Source organism: Sorangiineae bacterium MSr11367 (assembly GCA_037157805.1).
Taxonomy (GTDB): Bacteria; Myxococcota_A; Polyangia; order Polyangiales; family Polyangiaceae; genus Pendulispora; species Pendulispora rubella.
The window spans coordinates 8,966,485-8,983,801 of sequence record CP089983.1; the positions used below are offsets into that span (position 1 = coordinate 8,966,485).

The following is a 17,317-nucleotide window of genomic DNA, read 5'->3' on the forward strand; positions in this document are numbered from 1 at the left end:
GAGAGTTGTACGATTCACGCGATGCGCGCAGGTTCCATCAAAGCTCGAATACCGACCGTCGCGGCACTGGCCATCTGCATGGGCTCGTGCGGACCGGCACCGGTGGCTCGGACACCGCACCAGACGAATTCGGCGCGCCCGCCATCGTCGCCGGCGATGCTCTCGGAGGAGGATGCGCGCGCCGACCTTCGGCAGCTGCGCGCGATTCTGGAAGAGAGTCATCCTGACGCCTATCAGCGAGCGGGCGGAGTCGTCGCATTTCGACGCCGATTCGAGCTCGCGGAGGCCGCCATCCCGCCCTCGGGCATCGAGCCCCAGGAGTTTCGGCGGCTGGTGCGTCCCCTTCTTGCGCAAGTGCGCGATGGACACACGCAGCTCCGGGAACGCGATAGCGATATCGGTACCCGCGTCTGGGTCGATCTCGGGCTCATCGAAGAACGCGTGGTCGTCCAGGCCGTGTACGCGCCCGACCAGCAGAAAGTGCTCGGAGCAACGGTAACGTCGATTCAAGGTGTGCCGGTGGCCATGCTGGCGGAGCGGATGGCCACACGTCGAGGTTACGAGAACGTCTACACGAACCTATGGCACCTGACGGACGCGTTGCGCTCCTCGGCCGGGCTCGTGGACCTGCTCGAACGCGCGCCGCTGGGCGATTCCGTGCATCTCGATCTGCGCCTGGCCGACGGAACTGCGGCGTCGGTGGACGTGCGCATCAGCCGCCAATCGCCAGGGGCGCGGATCGAACCGCCGAGCCGCGTCGTTCTTCCGCCCCGCGATTCGGCGGCGATGGCCTCGGGATTTCTGGATGACGCGCATCGAATTGGGTACTTTCGGCTCGACTCGGCCATGCGCTACCGCGAGGCGTTCGAAGTGTGGCAGGCAACAGGGTACGCCAGGGAGAAGCGCGAGCTGGAAAGTATTCCGTCGGTCACCCAAACACTCCAAACGTTGTTTGCGGAAATGAAGGCGAAGAAGACCGCCTTGTTCGTCGTCGATCTGCGTGAAAACGAGGGCGGCAATTCTCTCTTTGCCGCCATCCTCGAGTATTTTCTCTATCCAATCGATACGATTCTTGCATTGGACCGCGGGTATCAGGTGCCGCGCTACTCGGCCCTCTATTTCGCGAACCATACCAGCGATACGCTTGAGAAGGTGCGCGCACGCACATCCCCCACGTTCCAAATAGGCGACTTCGACTTCACCGAGGAGCGCGCCTGGCAGCGCTTTCATGGCGCGCCCAGCGGCGAAGAGCTCGCGCGGCGGAGGCGTGAATACGCCGGTGAGGTCGCGAAGTCTCCCACGTTCGCCAAAGTTCATGGCGAAGGAACTTGGAACGGCACCTGGTCGCCGCGCGTCGTCGTACTCACGTCCGCTCGCACGTACAGCGCCGGCTTCGACGCGGTGCTCGTTCTTCGTGCACACGGGGCCACCGTCCTGGGCGTTCCTTCGGCGCAAGCGGCCAACTGCTTCATCGATAACCTGACATTCGAACTCGAGCACTCGCATCTTCGCGGCGGGCTATCGTTCAAATGGAGCATGGGACTACCGGACGATCCGAAACGGGGTGAGATGCTCCGGCCGGACCAGGAGCTCACCTATGCGACCTACGCGGCCCACGGCTTCGACCCGAATACCAGCGTGCTCTTGGCGATGGATCGCGCCAAATAGTCGCGCAGCGATCGTTCACCGGCCCGAAGCGCGGGACGCCATCGAAGATGGCTCAGCGCGTGCCGGACTGGGCCTTCACGACGAACGCGCCGCCGTGTCACCGATAAGCTCTCGTCCGAAGGCGCTTTTCCGGCGACAAACGACGGCTCGGAGCATACCGATGAGGCGTAGTCGCATTTGGTATTCAATATCAATTACACCGAAAGCAAATGAACAAATACAGCTTAGCCAGCGAACGCTTCGACTGTATTCGCCGAGACTCGCATCACAGAAGACAGAATCCGCTTCATGAAATTGCGATCAGTGACGTATACAAGCTATTGGGCGGAATTTTGAAAACGCTGTGATCTCATGAAATAGAACGAACGTGAGTGTTGCCAAGACAACATCTCCATCACATTGAAAAGCCTTCCGTCCCGACACGGCTTTGCCTTGTTTTGGAAAGATGCAACCGAAGCGTCCGACCTCACCATCAGGAGGCAGCATGAAATGTTTGCTCGGTGTTAGCTCTTCGCTGCTGTTCGCCGCAGTCCTTGCCGCATGCAGCGACGGTGCCACTACGGGTTCCGACGCGCAGGGCTCCATATATGATCGTGTATTCCCGAATCCCACGGCGCCGCCGCCGACACTCGCTGACTTCAACGGAGACTTCGCCAAGTTCATGGCCAATGCCGTGAGCCTGAAACCGGAAATCGTACAGCGGCAGCTGTCTCTGCTGGATATGCGTTACGATTTGTCGAATCGTCCTTCCTCTTCCTGCAAGATGTCGCGCGGGAAGCCCGCACAAGCGGGAATTCGCGTCAAGCTCCCAGCCGGGGTGACTTGGCAGCAGCTCGCCTCCATGTCGCCGGCGGCCATCAAAGCCGCCGATGTGTTCCCGGCAGGCTTTTTTCCGCTACCCCACGTGAATCATCCGGAGGGGGGAATGGTGTTTCCGGCGTCGACCATCGCCGATCTCAAACAGCAGACCGGGCGAGATCTCCAGCGTTTCGATTTGGATTTCGACATTCCGGAGCACTTCCTGGCCGAGTTCCCCGCGGGCGTGTTCTTGAGCACGCGGAAAGATCTCGGGGACGTCTCGCAGGGGCAATTGATCACCACGGAGAATTTCTATGTCCTGTTCAAGGACATTCTCAATCCGAAACAGCTCGACGGACTGCGTCTTTTGCTCACCCCCTTCGCCCAGGCGCAGTTCAACCTGACCACGGATCGACGCTCCGCGCGTCCGAGCCTGGGCGTTTCCTGCTTCGATTGTCACATCAATGGATCCACGAACGGCGCATTTCACCTGGTGGGAGATATTCGTCCCCAGGCCGTGCGCAACCGCATCGATACGCCTGCGCTCCGCGGGACCAACGTTCAACAGATCTTCGGCTCCCAGCGAGGGCTGGAAAGCGTAGAGGATTTCACCGAGTTCGAGCAGCGGGCGGCCTATTTCGACGGAGATCCCGAGGCGGCAGCCCGCAAGGGCGTGAACACGCTCGATCGCGCGACGCAGGTTCACGCCATGGCGGAAATGATACGCATCATCGACTTTCCGCCATCGAATCTGGACGTCTTCGGAAAACTCGACCGCCATCGTGCGAGCAATGCTGAATTGCGCGGCGAAAGTCTCTTCTTCGGCAAAGCCAAATGCGCAACTTGCCACGACGGCACCGGTTTCAGCGACAATTCCATGCACGACCTCCAGGCTGAGCGATTCTTCAACCACCGCCTGGTCAACGGACAGCAAACGAAGGACGACGGTCCGATCAAGACGTTCAGCCTACGCGGGATCAAGGACACGCCTCCCTATCTCCACGACGGCCGACTTCTCACCCTCGAGGATACCGTGGAGTTCTTCAATCTCATTCTAGGTACTCGGCTCTCGACGACGGAAAAGGAAGACCTCGTCACTTACCTGTGCGCCCTCTGATTCGAATGCCATGAGCCGTGGGACGTTCGACCGGATCCTCTCGGAGAACGTCCCACGGTCGCCCGCCGACGCTCAGAATCCCACGACGTCCGCACGTTTACCGTAGGCTCACCGCGACCTTGACCGAGCCGCCACTCGGATAGCGAGCATTGGGGAGCTCGGCATCAAGACTATGGGCTATCGCCAAAGAAACTTTGGAGTCGCGCGCCCGGACATTGGACGTTGGATATCCCGACAAGGGCAAATGATTCGTCTCACGCGCTCTCTCGGGCGCCCACCTGCCTCGCGGCGACGAGGCGTTGCATGTTGGCGCGCCGCCGTCTCCGGTAGGGACGGGCACGCAACGAGCGGAGGAGCGCGGCCCCCGGCTCCTTCCACCTCCAACTTATGCCAGAGATAGGGGCTTGCCGCAAGCCCCCGGTCATGCCGCACAGTCATCGGCCATGATGACAAAGATCGCTGCGGGCGCGCTTGGTTTTCACGACGTCGACAAAACGAGCCTCATGGTCGTTGGGGGCAAGGGCGCGAACCTGGGGGAGCTCTCCAAGATCGAAGGAATACGCGTGCCCGATGGCTTCTGCATTTCCACCGAGGCCTTTCGAAGGACCGTGGGGGAAACGTCGTCGATCCGCGAACGGCTCGAGCGACTATCGCTTCTACGGGCGGAAGACCGGACCGAGATCCGAGAACTCAGCGCGGAGATTCGCAGGGTCATCGAAGGAATCGCCATCCCCGACGACCTCGATGAAGAGATCACGCACCTTCTCTCCCGGCTCGGAGAAGAAAATGCCTACGCGGTCCGCTCCAGCGCAACGGCCGAGGACCTGCCAACGGCATCCTTTGCCGGCCAGCACGATACGTATCTGAACATCATCGGAAAGAAGGCCATCCTCGAGCACATCCGCAAGTGCTGGGCATCGCTCTTCACCGAGAGGGCCGTAAACTACCGCCTTCAAAATGGCTTCGCGCACGCCAAAGTCCACCTGGCGGTGGTCGTTCAGAAGATGATCTTCCCGCGGGCGGCAGGAGTCTTGTTCACGGCCGACCCCATCACCTCGAATCGGAAGGTGTTGTCCATCGAGGCAAGCTTCGGCCTGGGGGAGGCCTTGGTCTCCGGCCTGGTGAACGCCGATATCTACAAAGTGCGTGACGGCAAGGTCATCGACACGAAAATCTCCACGAAGAAGCTGGCCATTCATGCCCTAAAAGGCGGTGGAACGAAAGAACAGGCGGTCGAACCCGAGCGCCAGCATCGGCAGGTGCTGACGGACGAGCAGATCGTGCAGCTCGGACACACGGGCCGAAAGCTCGAAGCGCACTTCGGCCGCCCCCAGGACATCGAATGGTGTTTGGCGGACGATACCTTCTATATCGTCCAGAGCCGTCCCATCACGACCCTGTTCCCCATTCCCGAAGCAACCGATCAGGAGAATCGCGTTTATCTATCCGTCGGCCACCAACAAATGATGACCGACGCCATGAAACCATTGGGGCTGTCCCTGTTTCAGCTCAAAGCTCTTCGCCCCATGCTCAAAGCGGGCGGGCGGCTGTTCGTCGACATCACGTCCAACCTGGCGTCACCCGCTGGCAGAGAGATTCTCGTCCGTGCCATGGGACAACACGATCCTCTCATCAAAGACGCCATCGTTGCCTTGATGGACCGCGGAGATTTCATCAAGCCGCCGCCAAGCGATGAAAAAGCATCGGGCCCCGGCGAACACGGTAAAGTCGCTTCGCCCCCGAGTCCAAAAGCGCCACAACTCGACCCCGACCCGACCATCGTCGCCAGTCTCGTCCGTAGCAATCAAGCCTCGGTCGAGAAACTCTCGAATGAGATCCAAACGAAGTCCGGATCGGACTTGTTCGATTTCATCCTGGACGACAATCAGGAATCGAAGAAAATCCTGTCCGACCCCAGAAGCACGGCGGTGTTCATGGCCGCCATCGAGGCTTCGACATGGATCAATGACAATTTGAACGATTGGCTGGGGGAGAAAAACGTGGCCGACACGCTTTCTCGGTCCGTCCCCAACAACATTACCTCGGAAATGGGTCTGGAGCTCATGGATGTCGCGGATGCGATCCGTCCCTATCCCGAGGTCATCGACTATCTCCACCACGTGAACGACGACGGCTTCATGGATGAATTGCTGAAGTTCGAGGGGGGACGGGAAAGCCGAGATGCCATCACGGCTTGGCTGGCCAAGTACGGGATCCGATGCCCCGGAGAGATCGACATCACCAAGCCCCGTTGGAGCGAGAAGCCGGCGACACTCGTTCCCATGATTCTGAGCAACATCAAAAATTTCGAACCCAACGCCAGCCATCGAAAATTCGAGCAAGGGCGACAGGAGGCTTTGGCGAAGGAGCGGGAGGTGTTGGAGCGGCTGAAGCAGCTGCCGGACGGTGAACGAAAAGTCGCGGAAACGAAACGAAGGATCGATTTAATCCGCAATTTCATAGGTTACCGCGAGTATCCCAAATACGGCATCGTCAACCGCTACTTCGTCTACAAACAGGCTCTCCTACGAGAGGCCGAACGACTCGTGCAGGCCGGCGTCATTCGAGAGAAGGAAGACATTTACTACCTCACCTTCCAAGAATTTCAGGAAGTCGTCCGCACGAATACACTCGAATACTCGATCATCGGCGCGCGAAAAGCGGAGCACGCGTCCTACGAGAAGCTAACTCCGCCCCGTGTCATCACGTCCGATGGCGAAATCATTGCAGGTACGTACAAGCGGGAGAATCTTCCCGCGGAGGCCCTCGTCGGTCTGCCCGTGTCTGCCGGGGTCGTTGAGGGGCGCGCGCGTGTCATCCTGCAGCTGGAAGATGCCGACCTCGAAAAAGGAGATATCTTGGTCACCTCCTTTACGGACCCTAGCTGGACGCCATTGTTCGTGTCCATCGCGGGCCTGGTGACCGAAGTGGGCGGATTGATGACCCATGGTGCGGTTATCGCGCGCGAATATGGCCTCCCCGCCGTCGTTGGCGTGGAAAACGCCACCAAATTGATAAAGAACGGGCAGCGAATTCGGGTACACGGAACGGAAGGCTACGTCGAAATCCTATGAAGTGGCTCGACCTCCGCGAACACGCCACTTCTGACCTGTAGTGCCGCCTTCCCACGTCGAAGCCGGCCACGAGCCGTCCAACCGGGGGGAACATGGGTCGGATCCTGTCGCTGGTCCACAAAACAGCAAAGCCCACAGTCGGCAGACGGAGCGCAGGCTCAGGAGCAAACAGCAAGAAACGTCTAGCGGCAGAGTAGACTGTCCGGTTTCCTCAATTCGCTCGTGAATCCAACTACAGCAACAGAGGTCGCCAACGCCCAACCCTGCACTCTCGGCGGAATGCGGGGTTGGACGGAGGTACAGCGCCGCACGGCTCGCCCCGTTGAGCAATACCGCGGCAGCGGCGAGATTACTCGCATGTGTCAGAATAGCAGGCGCCTCACCAATGAACCCTTACGTACTCAGATTGGAATGCGCCTTTCGTGGCAACCAGGTCGCCATTACCGGCCGGAGGATAGCACACCCACGACCGAAATGGATCCGCGGCAGTAAAGTTTCCGTAACAATTTGCCTGTCCGTTGGCTACCAACGTCCAAGTTTCACCTCGGGTACTCGACCCATCCTCGTCAACATCCACATAGAGAGCCCCTCCGGGAAATCCAGAATAGTGAAGGCCACAACTCACACGCGCAAATGTGGCGCTGCAACTATTTTGGAAACTTCCCTGAATTGCAACGGGCTGCGAAGCAGGAACAATCGACTGGCCCTCCAAAGTCGAGTTCACTTGTTCTGTCAGCGCAGGCTGATCCTCGTCGGTGCCGGCGGTACAACCGGTGACAAGAGACATACACAACATCGTAGAAAAGGCGAGTCGCATTGAGACAAACATAGACATTCCTTTCATTTTACTTACTCCGTGCACGGCCAAATGATTTTCAGCGTGGGATGCGTAATAAGTACGAGCCTCGCCTGGTTACGATCAAGTGCGTTTCTCGGGCTTGAAGCCGTCGAAGATGGATTGTGGCCGAGGCTGCGAATTTGTCTCCAAAGAGGGACTATCCCTTAAATCAGTGGATATCGACAGCATGTTCATTGATCGCGACGACGGCCAATCGATGTCGCAAAACATCAAAATACGTCGTGTCTTGCCACGACTTGCACCGATAAGATCATGACGGGCACGAGGGCGCCCGCTGGGAAATGATGGTTCGAAGGAGATACCATCCTAACGCTCGTGCAATTGGTACCGGTTAGCAATCGACCTTCGGCAGGTCGTGTATAGAACGTAATGAATGCGCAACTTCAAGGTACGCATTGCAGAAGTCTTAACCACACGGTCTTCTATTCGCCGACAGAAACACTCTTCGTAGGTCGGGACGGAACTTTTCTGAGAGCGAACGGTGAGCCGATTCTCCAGGTCAATGCACGCCATTCTCCGTCACGGACGCGACACGTGCGACGAGGATCGACTCAATGCTTTCGTGGTCGGCGAATGCGGGACGACGAGCCCGTACATCTTCGTATGCCCGCGCGTGCCTGGACGAGACGACGTCGCGGCGAATGCTGCCGACCATTTCTCACAGAGTGCTCATATCGGCAGTCCCTTCCACCATTCTCCGACGCGCTCGAGGAAGTCATCGAGGCGCATTGCAATCGGTGATGTGGATTTTCCGGCACCCTGAAGGTCATCCGCATCCAACCCGCGGCCGATCCCGTCCAAGGTGCAGGACGAGCGCGTCCACTCGCTTCGACGTTGCGCGATGTTTCTGCTCGTTTCCTGGGACAAGGGCGATCCGGAGCCTGGCACCGACCATGCAAAGTTGAACCTGCGCTCGTACCCGCCAGATCGAAATCACACACGGGGGTCTATTCGATGCAGACCAGTGACCATTACGTGGCAACGATTCTTTCGGTGCTCTCGGCCAATCCGAACCGCACGGTGCTGTCGTGGCGGGATCGGAGCGTCACTGCCGCAGAATTCATCCGCGCGGTCACGACAGCCGCCTCGGTCCTGCGCGGTAGGGGCATCGGTCCTACGAGTACGGTGACGTTGCTCACGACGGGCAGCAACCCGGAAATGCTCGTCATGCGCTACGCGGCAAACCTTCTCGGGGCGACCGTTTTGCAACCGCAGTCGCTCAATGCCGTCGATCCGCTCGACGAGATATCCGTGCAGACGCAGGCCGAACTCCTTGCCGAAAGTGGCAGCGCGCTGTTGGCCGTCGACGCCTCCAACGTCGAACGCGCGCGCCAAATCATCGCGCACATGGCCGTCCCGCCCGTGCTCGCGGCGTTCGGCGGAGGCGGAGGCGGAGGCGGAGGCGGAGGCGGAGGCGGAGCAGGCATCGTCGACCTGTCCGCCGCCAGAGAAAGCGAGCCATTCTCGCTGACCAGCGCGGTCTCCGGCACGACCGCGACGGTGGTATACACCAGCGGCAGCACCAGCGGCCCAAAGGGGATTGAACGCGACTTCGCGACGCTCCACCGCTACGTGGAGCAGATGAGGACGCACGGCCAAAAGCCCACCATGCTCGTCACCACCCTACTCGGGCAATCGGGGGCCTTCACGGCCGATGGTGCGTTGGCCTCCGATGGCACTGTCGTACTCCACGAGGGCTTCGACACCGCCCGCGTACTCGAGGCCATCGCCAAACACCGGGTCAGCCATCTCTATTTGGCGTCGCCCCAATTGTATCAGCTCGTCGACCACCCAGCCCGCGCGACGACCGATACGTCCAGCTTGCGGCAAATCGTCTACACGGGTTGCACGGCCTCGCCCCGTAGGGTCGCGCAAGCCGTCGAGGCCTTCGGTCCGGTGCTCATGCAGAGTTACGGATCGAGCGAAACCCTGGGCATTAGCATTCTCGGCCCTTCGGAGCACTCCAATCCAAGGCTGCTGGGGACCGTGGGGCGTCCGCTGCCGATGGTGCAGGTCGCCATCCGCGACCCGCGCACGGCCGAAGATCTGCCGCTCGGAGAACCCGGCGAGGTTTGCGTGCGCTCGCCGAACATGATGGATCGTTACTGGCGCAACCCCGAACTGACGGCGCGGACGGTGCGCAATGGGTGGGTGCACACGGGCGACATTGGCTACTTGGATGACAAGGGATATCTCTATTTGGTCGATCGCCTGGCCGGCATGATCACGACGCGCAGGATCAAGGTGTACCCCACCACGATCGAGAACGTGCTTTTGGCTCACCCCGCCGTTGCGCAAGTAGCCGTTTACGGCGTGGCCGACGCGGACAACATCGAGCACATCCATGCCGCGGTGGTGCCGCGGCCGGGCCGCAGGCTCGACCCCGCCGCGCTGCGCGAGCACGTCGCACTGGCGCTGTCGGCCGGATACGTCCCCGCGACGATCACGGTGCTCGCCGAGCTGCCCTCCCTCGATTCCGGCAAGCCGGACAAGCGCCGGCTTCGCTTCGATGCCGAAGTCGCCGCCGGCTGGCGCCTCGCGACGGGGTAGCCATGGCGGCTAACCGGGGATGTACGGGCCCTTTGCCTCGCCCCAACCCCACTTTGGCATGGGCGCCTCGCCGCTCACGTCTGCGCCCGGCTGCGAGTTGATCACGGCGAGCCGGGTTCCCCATTCGATGTACGCGACGAAGGCGGAGCGAAACTCCGGATCGCTCGGCGCGCCGATTTCGTCGGCGCACTGAAGCAAAAGGCGCATCCACTGCGCGCGCTGCTCCTCGGTGAGCGCGCGACCCACGTGGTGGAGGATCATTTTCGGATGCCCGCCGAACTGCTCGCTGTACACCCGCGGGCCGCCGAAGACCTCCCCGACGAACGCGGCAACATGCTTCGCATGCGCAGGCGACATCTTCGCAAACACGGGCGCGAGGATCGGATCGTTCGGCACGCGGGCGTAGAACGTATCGAAGAGACGTTCGAGCGCCGGCATCCCTCCCATCCACTCGAAGAGCGACGGCACGGATTTGTCGACCATGCGCCTACCTACCATTTTTGTCGCGCCTCGTCAGCAGGTCCAACGGAGATCGCCCATGCAGTGAAGGCGCGGATCTCACCTCGTCGCAGCTTCGACGGGTGCGGTCGGCTCCTTCGGCGAAGACGGCCGGGACACGTGCCAGGAGATTCAAGAACGCTTCATCGATGGATCCGCCATTCGTGACGTTCGACGACTCCGAGCCTTTCCAAATGAACTCGCCACTGCTCGTGAACAACAAGCCATCGACATCGAGGAATGGAGAAGGGCCACATTGCTTTTGGTTCGTCTCGACTTGGGCAACTGCGGCACTTATTGTATTACCAGAAATGGACGATCACGACGCCGCCATGCTACGTCAATGCGTGCATGCGCCACGTGCTCCTCACCTCGATTGCGCTCGTCTCGATTCAGCTGGGGTGCGCACGTGCTCCCCAGAGTTCCGCGTCGCAGGGTGCGGCGTCGGCCGGGGGAGCGGACTCCCCTCGGTGCACGTCGCCCGCCGCCCCTAGGTCCGCGAACTTCGCGCTCATCGTGCTGGGCTCGGGCGGTCCGCGGAGCTTCGGCCGCGCAGAATCCAGCTACGTGGTCTTGGTCGATGGCATCGCACGCGTACTCGTCGACGTAGGCCCCGGTGCGGTGCTCCGCCTCGGCCAATTGGGCATCGATTACCGTCGCCTCGACACGGTCCTGCTCACGCACCTCCACATCGATCACAGCGCCGACCTACCCGCCTACGTGAAGTCGCGCGACCTGACCTACGACGAGCCCCTTGCATTCCGATTCTTCGGTCCCGATGGTGGCGGTGAATACCCGAGTACGAGCGCGTTCGTGGACCGCCTCCTCGGCGCACGCGGCGCGTTCGCGTATCTGCCCAAGTTCCGCAATGAATTGCGGCTCACGACGGTGGATTTGCCAACGGATCCCGGCGCGCCGATCCACGAGGTGCTACGCGAGCCGGACCTTCACGTGACCTCCGTGGCAGTGGACCACGACGACGTCCCCGCGGTCGCGTTCCGCATCGAGCACGGAGGCCACTCGCTGGTCGTTTCGGGCGACCTCGCGTCGAAGAACGACAACCTGATCCAGCTCGCGGCCGGCGCCGACGTCCTCGTTTACGACACCGCGGTGCCCGATCCCCCTGGCTCACCACCTTCGCTCTACGCGCTGCACACGCCGCCGAAGCGCATCGGCGACGTGGCGGCAAAGGCGCACGTCAAGTCGCTGATTTTGAGCCACATCCCGCCCTCGATCGAAAAGGGGAGCGAGGGTGTCCTCCGCTCCGTGCGCGCCTCGTACGGAGGCCCGGTCCACTTCGCGATCGATTGCCTTCACGTCGATCTGTCATCGACCAAGTAAATCCGTCCCGGCCGACGCCGATGTGACACGGACACCAAGCCGACGCCTGCCCTGTTCGTGCTCTTTCGCAATCAGGGCGCCCCGGACAAAAGCGCAATCCGGAAATAAGGTGCAATTAAGTCGGCCCCTCGTACGAACTCACGTTTCGGAGGGAGCTTATGGCAGAAGACGCACGGAATGATTTCGCTTATCGCGAGCGTCAAATTCGCAACGCGCAGTCGCCGTGCACGCGAGCCACGAGCCGGCGGTGTATCCATCTCTAACGGTTCGTGTTCGGCGGATACCGCAAATACAATAAGAGCGAATTAACCTTCTCGCGGGCGCGCATTTTTTCGTGCGCGTCGATCTAGAAATCATCTCCATGGGGCCCCTACAACCGAAGGGGGCTTCTTTGCGATTCATGCGGCGTGCCGCGTGAACGCTGTCACACGTACAAGGAAGGGAAGCCATGAAATCGGTCTTCAAACCCGTCATCACGAATATCGCGATCGGTACGATGGCGCTGGCCCCGATGGCCGCGTGCAGCACTGGGGATGACGCCCCCGCCCTTGGGATGCAAGGCGACAAAAGCGACCACACGCCGCGCCCCGACAGCCCGGCCACGCCAGGAAGTACCAATGTCGCCAAGATCGACAAGTCGGCCAAGCCCATGGAGATGCCCGACACGATCTGGCCGAAGAACTACAAGCTGTGGTTCCGCCCCGACGCGGCACTCAAGACCTTCACCGGGCGGGCAGACGTCGAAATCGACGTGCTCGAGCCCGTTAGTGCCATCACGGTCGCAGCGCGCGACCTCAAATTCGCCAAAGGCCGCACGACCCTGCGTGCGCTGTCCGACGCGTCGAAGGTGATTCCGCTGATCCCGACTCCGCAGACACAGGGCGATTTCGTCCAATTGCGCCTCGGTGACGGGCAGGTTGGCCCGGGCAAGTACCAGTTGCACATGGAGTGGGATGGCAAAATCCAGTTCTCCGATGCGGAATACTGCCCGCCGGACGAAGTGGCACGAAATCCGCTTTGCTCCGCCGCCACGGGCATCTTCAAAGTAGGACTCGCGTCACCCGATGGCGTAACGAGCGATGCGATCGTCACCCAGGGCGAAACGAACTATGCGCGCCAATGGTTTCCAGGCTGGGACGAACCCGCCTTCCGCCTGACCTTCGAGGTCACCGCCGAGGTGCCGGGAGAATGGAAGGCCGTGTCCAATGGCGCACCGAACACGCCCATCCCCTTGCCCGACGGCTACCAGCAGGTGTCGTTCGAGAAGACGCCGGCGATGCCGACGTATCTTCTCTTCTTCGGCGGCGGCAAGTTCGATACGCTCGAGGATAATTTCACGAGCCCGCTGGATGGGAGCCAAGTGCACCTGCGCTGGTTCACGCCACCCGGCCACGCCTCCTGGGCCAATTTTGCGATGCAGTGGACCAAGGAGTCGATGGACTTCTATTACAAGTACACGGGCATTCCGCTGCCGTTCACGAAGTTCGACACGGTGACGGCGAACGACAGCTACGACAACAAGCCCAACACCGGCTTTGGCGGCATGGAAAACTGGGGCGCGATCTTCGAATTCGCCAATGCCGTGTTGACCAAGCCCGGCGAGCGGCCCTCCCCCTTTGCGGTCTACGTCGTGACCCATGAAATCGCGCACCAATGGTTCGGCGATCTGGTGACGCCAGATTGGTGGGACAACGTCTGGCTCAACGAATCGTTCGCGACCTGGCTCGGAAACCGCACGGTGATCGAGTTCCACCCCGAGTACCTAACCTTTACGGATTATGCAAACGGCAAGGTCAACGTCTTCCGCGAGGACGTGCGCAGCACGGCGGTGCCGGTGCAGCGCAACCTGAGCGATGCCGGCTCCTTCGGGTTCATCAACCCGGGCATCTTCGTCTACACGAAGGGCAACTACATCTTGCAGATGCTCGAGAATTATCTCGGCGCCGAGGGGATGAAGAAGGGCCTCCAGATCTACCTGAAGAACTATGGCTTCGGGAACGCCACGCCGTCGCGGCTATGGAGTTCGCTCGAGCAGGGCAGCGGCAAGAAGGTGGCCGACATCGGCGACAGCTTCATCCGCCAAACCGGCATGCCGCTGGTGACCATCGACGCCCAATGCACGGGCAACAAAACGTATGTATCGATCAAGCAGGAGGCATTCCCGAATCAGAATGCGTATCCGGCGTCGAAATGGAATATTCCTTTGACCCTCGCTCATGGCAATGGGCTGCAAGAGCGCAAGACCATCGAACTGTCGGCCAACGCCAAGCAGATCGAGTTGCCGGGCTGCACGGCCGTGATCGCCAATCCGACGGGCTTGGATTACTACGTCACCAACTACAGCAGCCCGTCGTGGAGCGCTCTGCTGGCCAAGGTGCAAGCCGTTGCCAGCAACAAGCCGCTGCTCGCGAACATCGCCAACGACGCGTTGCGCCTGTTCAATGCCGGCCTCATTTCGCAAGCGCAGTACGATCAGATCAAGAATGTCATCAACGTGCCCGCCGCGCAGCCGCAGCCGCTGTCGAGTGAATCGCCCATGCTTACACACTCATTGCACTATCATGGCGACTTGACGCTACGCGAAAACACGTCGCGCTGAGGGTTCGCGCCCGAGCCGCTCGTGCATGGCTTGGCATGAGCGGCCCTGGCGTGGGCTACCGGCACGTGACGAGCCTAATGCCCGTGTCTTGATGGTGGGCCAGGTGTGCGTGGATGCAAGGTCGGCTGACTCCAATCATGAAGTTCGCGCTGTTCGCCTTTACCGGGACGATGCTGATTTCGCATGGGCGTGAAAGTCAGGCGTGTTCGCCGCCGCCCTGGTGGGCGCAGATCCGCTTCGTCGGGCCCATTCATGGCTCCTCCTCGGCACGGCGTGTGTCCTTTGGCGAAAAAGACGGCTCACGCGCGGTCGCGCAGGTTGCGGAGCATGACCTGCCACCACTCGGCAAAGCGGAGCTGAAAGGCCCCCAGGGGGAAGCCGTGGCGTGCGGCGTGGCGTTGAGGGATCGTGTCCCAGCCAAAGTGCTCGACCGTGACCCGCGTCTGCTCGCCGGCTTCCTCGAACCGGACGTGTAGTTCGGTGCTCTGATCGGGGGAAAAGCTCTCCTGACGCCAGGCTACGACCAAGCGGCGAGGTGGTTCCCAGAGGCGCACTTCACCGATGACGAAGATCGTACCGTCCTCGTAGGTCTCGATCAGACGGCCATTCGAACCCGGCTCGAACGAGAGCACGCCGCTCCGTCCGCGCCGGAACTCGAACAAGCCGTTGGGCCGCCACCACTGCCCGATCTCCTCGGTGAACGCCGCGAAGGCCCGCGCCGGCGTGGCGTTCACCCGAATCGCCAAGAGGACGCGCGAGGCTTGCCCCTGCTGCGTCATGGCTTCCGCTCCAGATGCTCGGCGAAGGCGGAGAGCTGCTCGGCCCATCCGCGCTCGGCCGCGTCGAGCCATGCCCTCAGATCCGCCATTGGCGCCGATCGCAGCGAGTAGATGCGCACGCGCGTATCGTGCGCGGGATGCGTCTCGGTGACCAGCCCCCGATCGCGCAAGATGCGCAGGTGCTTGCTCATGGCCGAGGGCGAGACCTGGAGCGCGCCGGCCAATTCGCCCGCGCGTCGCGGCTTTTGCGCAAGCAGCTCCACGGCCCGACGCCGGGCCGGATCGGCGAGCGCGGCGAATGCGTCGTCGATCCGTTTGACCCGCACGCTCACGGCCAGTCTTTGGCTACGATCGGCTGACCGAGCGCCGCCTCGGCCTCGCTGCGCGACACATCGCGCACGTGCACGGAGAATGACCACCGGTGCCCCTCGAGATCCGCAACGCGGTACCGGCGATCGCCGTAGAACTCATCCGCCGGCTCGGCGAGGATTCGCGCCCCCGCCGCGCGCGCACGCTCGCAGTGCGCATCGAGATCGCCCGTGAGCATGACGTGGACGACCTGCGTATTGGCGCCGCCCAAGCTCTTGGGGCTCTTCACCGTCTCTTCCCATTGTCCGCCAATCATGATCCGCCCGCGCCCGCCGACGCTCATCTCGTAGTGGCACATCGCCGGGGCCTCCGGAGGCCCATCGATGGCCATCGTCACCTCGAAGCCGAAGGCGTTCTCCAGCCACGCCAGCGCGGCCTTGGGGTCCTGGTAGTGCACGCTCGATGTGAAGGTCGGAGTTTCCATGTGCATTCCTTTCCGATAGAGGACATAGTTTCCCAAATAGGAAAGTAAATCAACGGCTTTTTCCAACACCGCGGCGGAGGTTCGCCGGCATCCTCTAGGTACCGCTCGAGACCGTCGAGCGGTCGAGGACTTCACGGCCGGCAGCTCGCATGCCACCGCCCGATCGCAAGAGGGAGCGCCAGCGCCGGACATCGTGACGCGCGGGCTGGGTCTCCATCAGGAACTCCCGCAGGAGCCGCAGAAACCGCTGTGGATCCGTGTGATGCGGAAAGTGCCCCGCCTCGTCGAAGATCTCCAAACGGCTGCTCGGCATGACCGCGTGCGCGCGAACCGCGTGTGCACTCGGCACGACGCGGTCGCGCCGGCCCCAGACGATCATGATCGGGATTCCGTCGGTCAGGTAACAGCGATCGAGCATGTTGACGACCTGGCCTCGCCAGTCGACGACCGAGCGCAACGTGCGCAGAAAGGCTTGGCGCGAACTCGACTCGACGAGTCGTACGTATTTGGTCGCGACGTAGTCCATGTCCGAGCCAAATCGGATTCCACCGGTGCTGCGCAGCAGATCGCGAAACACGCGCAATGCAGCGGTGACCGGCGCCGAGCCGATCAGCGGCAGCATCAAGCCGGCCCCCGGCGCCGCGGCCAGGCGCAACAAGGGATGCACCGCGGGGCCGAGCCCGCCGGTGCCCACGAGCACGATCCGTTCGCACATTTCCGGGAATTGGTAGGCGAACTGCATCGCAATGCCGCCGCCCAGCGAATGACCAACGATGTTCACGCGTTCGATCTCGAGGATGGTCAGCAGATCCCTCATGCCCGACGCGTAGGCGGCTACGGAGTAGTCGGCGCGTGGCTTGTCCGAGCCCCCGTGGCCGAGCAGGTCCGGCGCGATGACCGTGAAGTCGCCGGCCAGTGACGCCAAGACGTCCAGCCACGTCGACGAGTCATCGCCGATACCGTGAATGAAGAGCACGGCCGGGCCCCGCCCCGCCATGCGATAGGCTCGCTTGTATCCATGGACGACCCGGCTACGCAGCTCGAAGGTGTCCGAATCGATCCCCGTGAGTGTGGCACCGTTGCTCTTCTGTGGACGCACATCTTCAGGAAACCACGCGTACATTGCGGGAATGTTGCGGCCAAGGAACGGGAGGCCATTCATCGAACGAATCGGCCTGGAATCATGCTGATGAGCCGGCACCTCCATCGCTCGGGACGGAAGCACAGCCCACGTCCATCGA

At 61.5% G+C, this 17,317-nt stretch carries 11 protein-coding genes; 6 read left to right on the forward strand and 5 right to left on the reverse strand.

What is annotated here, in order from left to right:
• Positions 1–21 precede the first annotated feature (21 nt).
• From LVJ94_34255 to LVJ94_34270, 4 genes are all read left to right on the forward strand, one after another.
• Complete coding sequence (locus LVJ94_34255) at positions 22–1,668, forward strand: S41 family peptidase (GenBank protein ID WXB01968.1); 1,647 nt, start codon at positions 22–24, stop codon at positions 1,666–1,668.
• Between the two features lie 484 nt (positions 1,669–2,152).
• On the forward strand, positions 2,153–3,583 hold the full coding sequence (locus tag LVJ94_34260; GenBank protein WXB01969.1) for a cytochrome B6: 1,431 nt from the start codon (positions 2,153–2,155) through the stop codon (positions 3,581–3,583).
• 503 nt (positions 3,584–4,086) lie between these two features.
• Positions 4,087–6,657 carry a phosphoenolpyruvate synthase gene (gene ppsA / locus LVJ94_34265; GenBank protein ID WXB10772.1) on the forward strand — a complete coding sequence of 857 codons (2,571 nt, stop codon included), beginning with the start codon at positions 4,087–4,089 and terminating at the stop codon, positions 6,655–6,657.
• A gap of 1,813 nt (positions 6,658–8,470) precedes the next feature.
• Positions 8,471–10,066, forward strand: coding sequence for an AMP-binding protein (locus LVJ94_34270; GenBank protein ID WXB01970.1), 1,596 nt, complete (start codon positions 8,471–8,473; stop codon positions 10,064–10,066).
• A gap of 9 nt (positions 10,067–10,075) precedes the next feature.
• On the opposite strand, the gene LVJ94_34275 is transcribed toward LVJ94_34270, so the two are convergent.
• Positions 10,076–10,549 (reverse strand): group II truncated hemoglobin, encoded by a 474-nt coding sequence (locus LVJ94_34275; protein WXB01971.1) that lies wholly within the window; start codon positions 10,547–10,549, stop codon positions 10,076–10,078.
• Positions 10,550–10,915: 366 nt separating this feature from the next.
• On the opposite strand from LVJ94_34275, the gene LVJ94_34280 reads away from it, so the two are divergent.
• Both LVJ94_34280 and LVJ94_34285 read left to right on the forward strand, forming a co-directional pair.
• Positions 10,916–11,905: an MBL fold metallo-hydrolase gene (locus LVJ94_34280; GenBank protein WXB01972.1), complete on the forward strand. Its 990-nt coding sequence runs from the start codon at positions 10,916–10,918 to the stop codon at positions 11,903–11,905.
• A 448-nt stretch (positions 11,906–12,353) separates the two neighbouring features.
• Entirely contained in the window at positions 12,354–14,504 is a 2,151-nt protein-coding gene (locus tag LVJ94_34285; GenBank protein ID WXB01973.1) for a M1 family metallopeptidase, read from the forward strand.
• A 299-nt stretch (positions 14,505–14,803) separates the two neighbouring features.
• On the opposite strand, the gene LVJ94_34290 is transcribed toward LVJ94_34285, so the two are convergent.
• The 4 genes from LVJ94_34290 to LVJ94_34305 all read right to left on the reverse strand — a co-directional run bounded on the left by LVJ94_34290 (position 14,804) and on the right by LVJ94_34305 (position 17,175).
• Complete coding sequence (locus tag LVJ94_34290) at positions 14,804–15,283, reverse strand: SRPBCC domain-containing protein (GenBank protein WXB01974.1); 480 nt, start codon at positions 15,281–15,283, stop codon at positions 14,804–14,806.
• Complete coding sequence (locus LVJ94_34295) at positions 15,280–15,615, reverse strand: metalloregulator ArsR/SmtB family transcription factor (GenBank protein WXB01975.1); 336 nt, start codon at positions 15,613–15,615, stop codon at positions 15,280–15,282. The genes LVJ94_34290 and LVJ94_34295 overlap by 4 nt, the downstream gene beginning before the upstream one ends.
• Positions 15,612–16,076, reverse strand: coding sequence for a VOC family protein (locus tag LVJ94_34300; protein ID WXB01976.1), 465 nt, complete (start codon positions 16,074–16,076; stop codon positions 15,612–15,614). The genes LVJ94_34295 and LVJ94_34300 overlap by 4 nt, the downstream gene beginning before the upstream one ends.
• A 94-nt stretch (positions 16,077–16,170) precedes the next feature.
• The gene (locus LVJ94_34305; GenBank protein WXB01977.1) at positions 16,171–17,175 is read right to left on the reverse strand and encodes an alpha/beta hydrolase; all 1,005 of its coding nucleotides are present in this window, start codon (positions 17,173–17,175) and stop codon (positions 16,171–16,173) included.
• Positions 17,176–17,317: the final 142 nt, after the last annotated feature.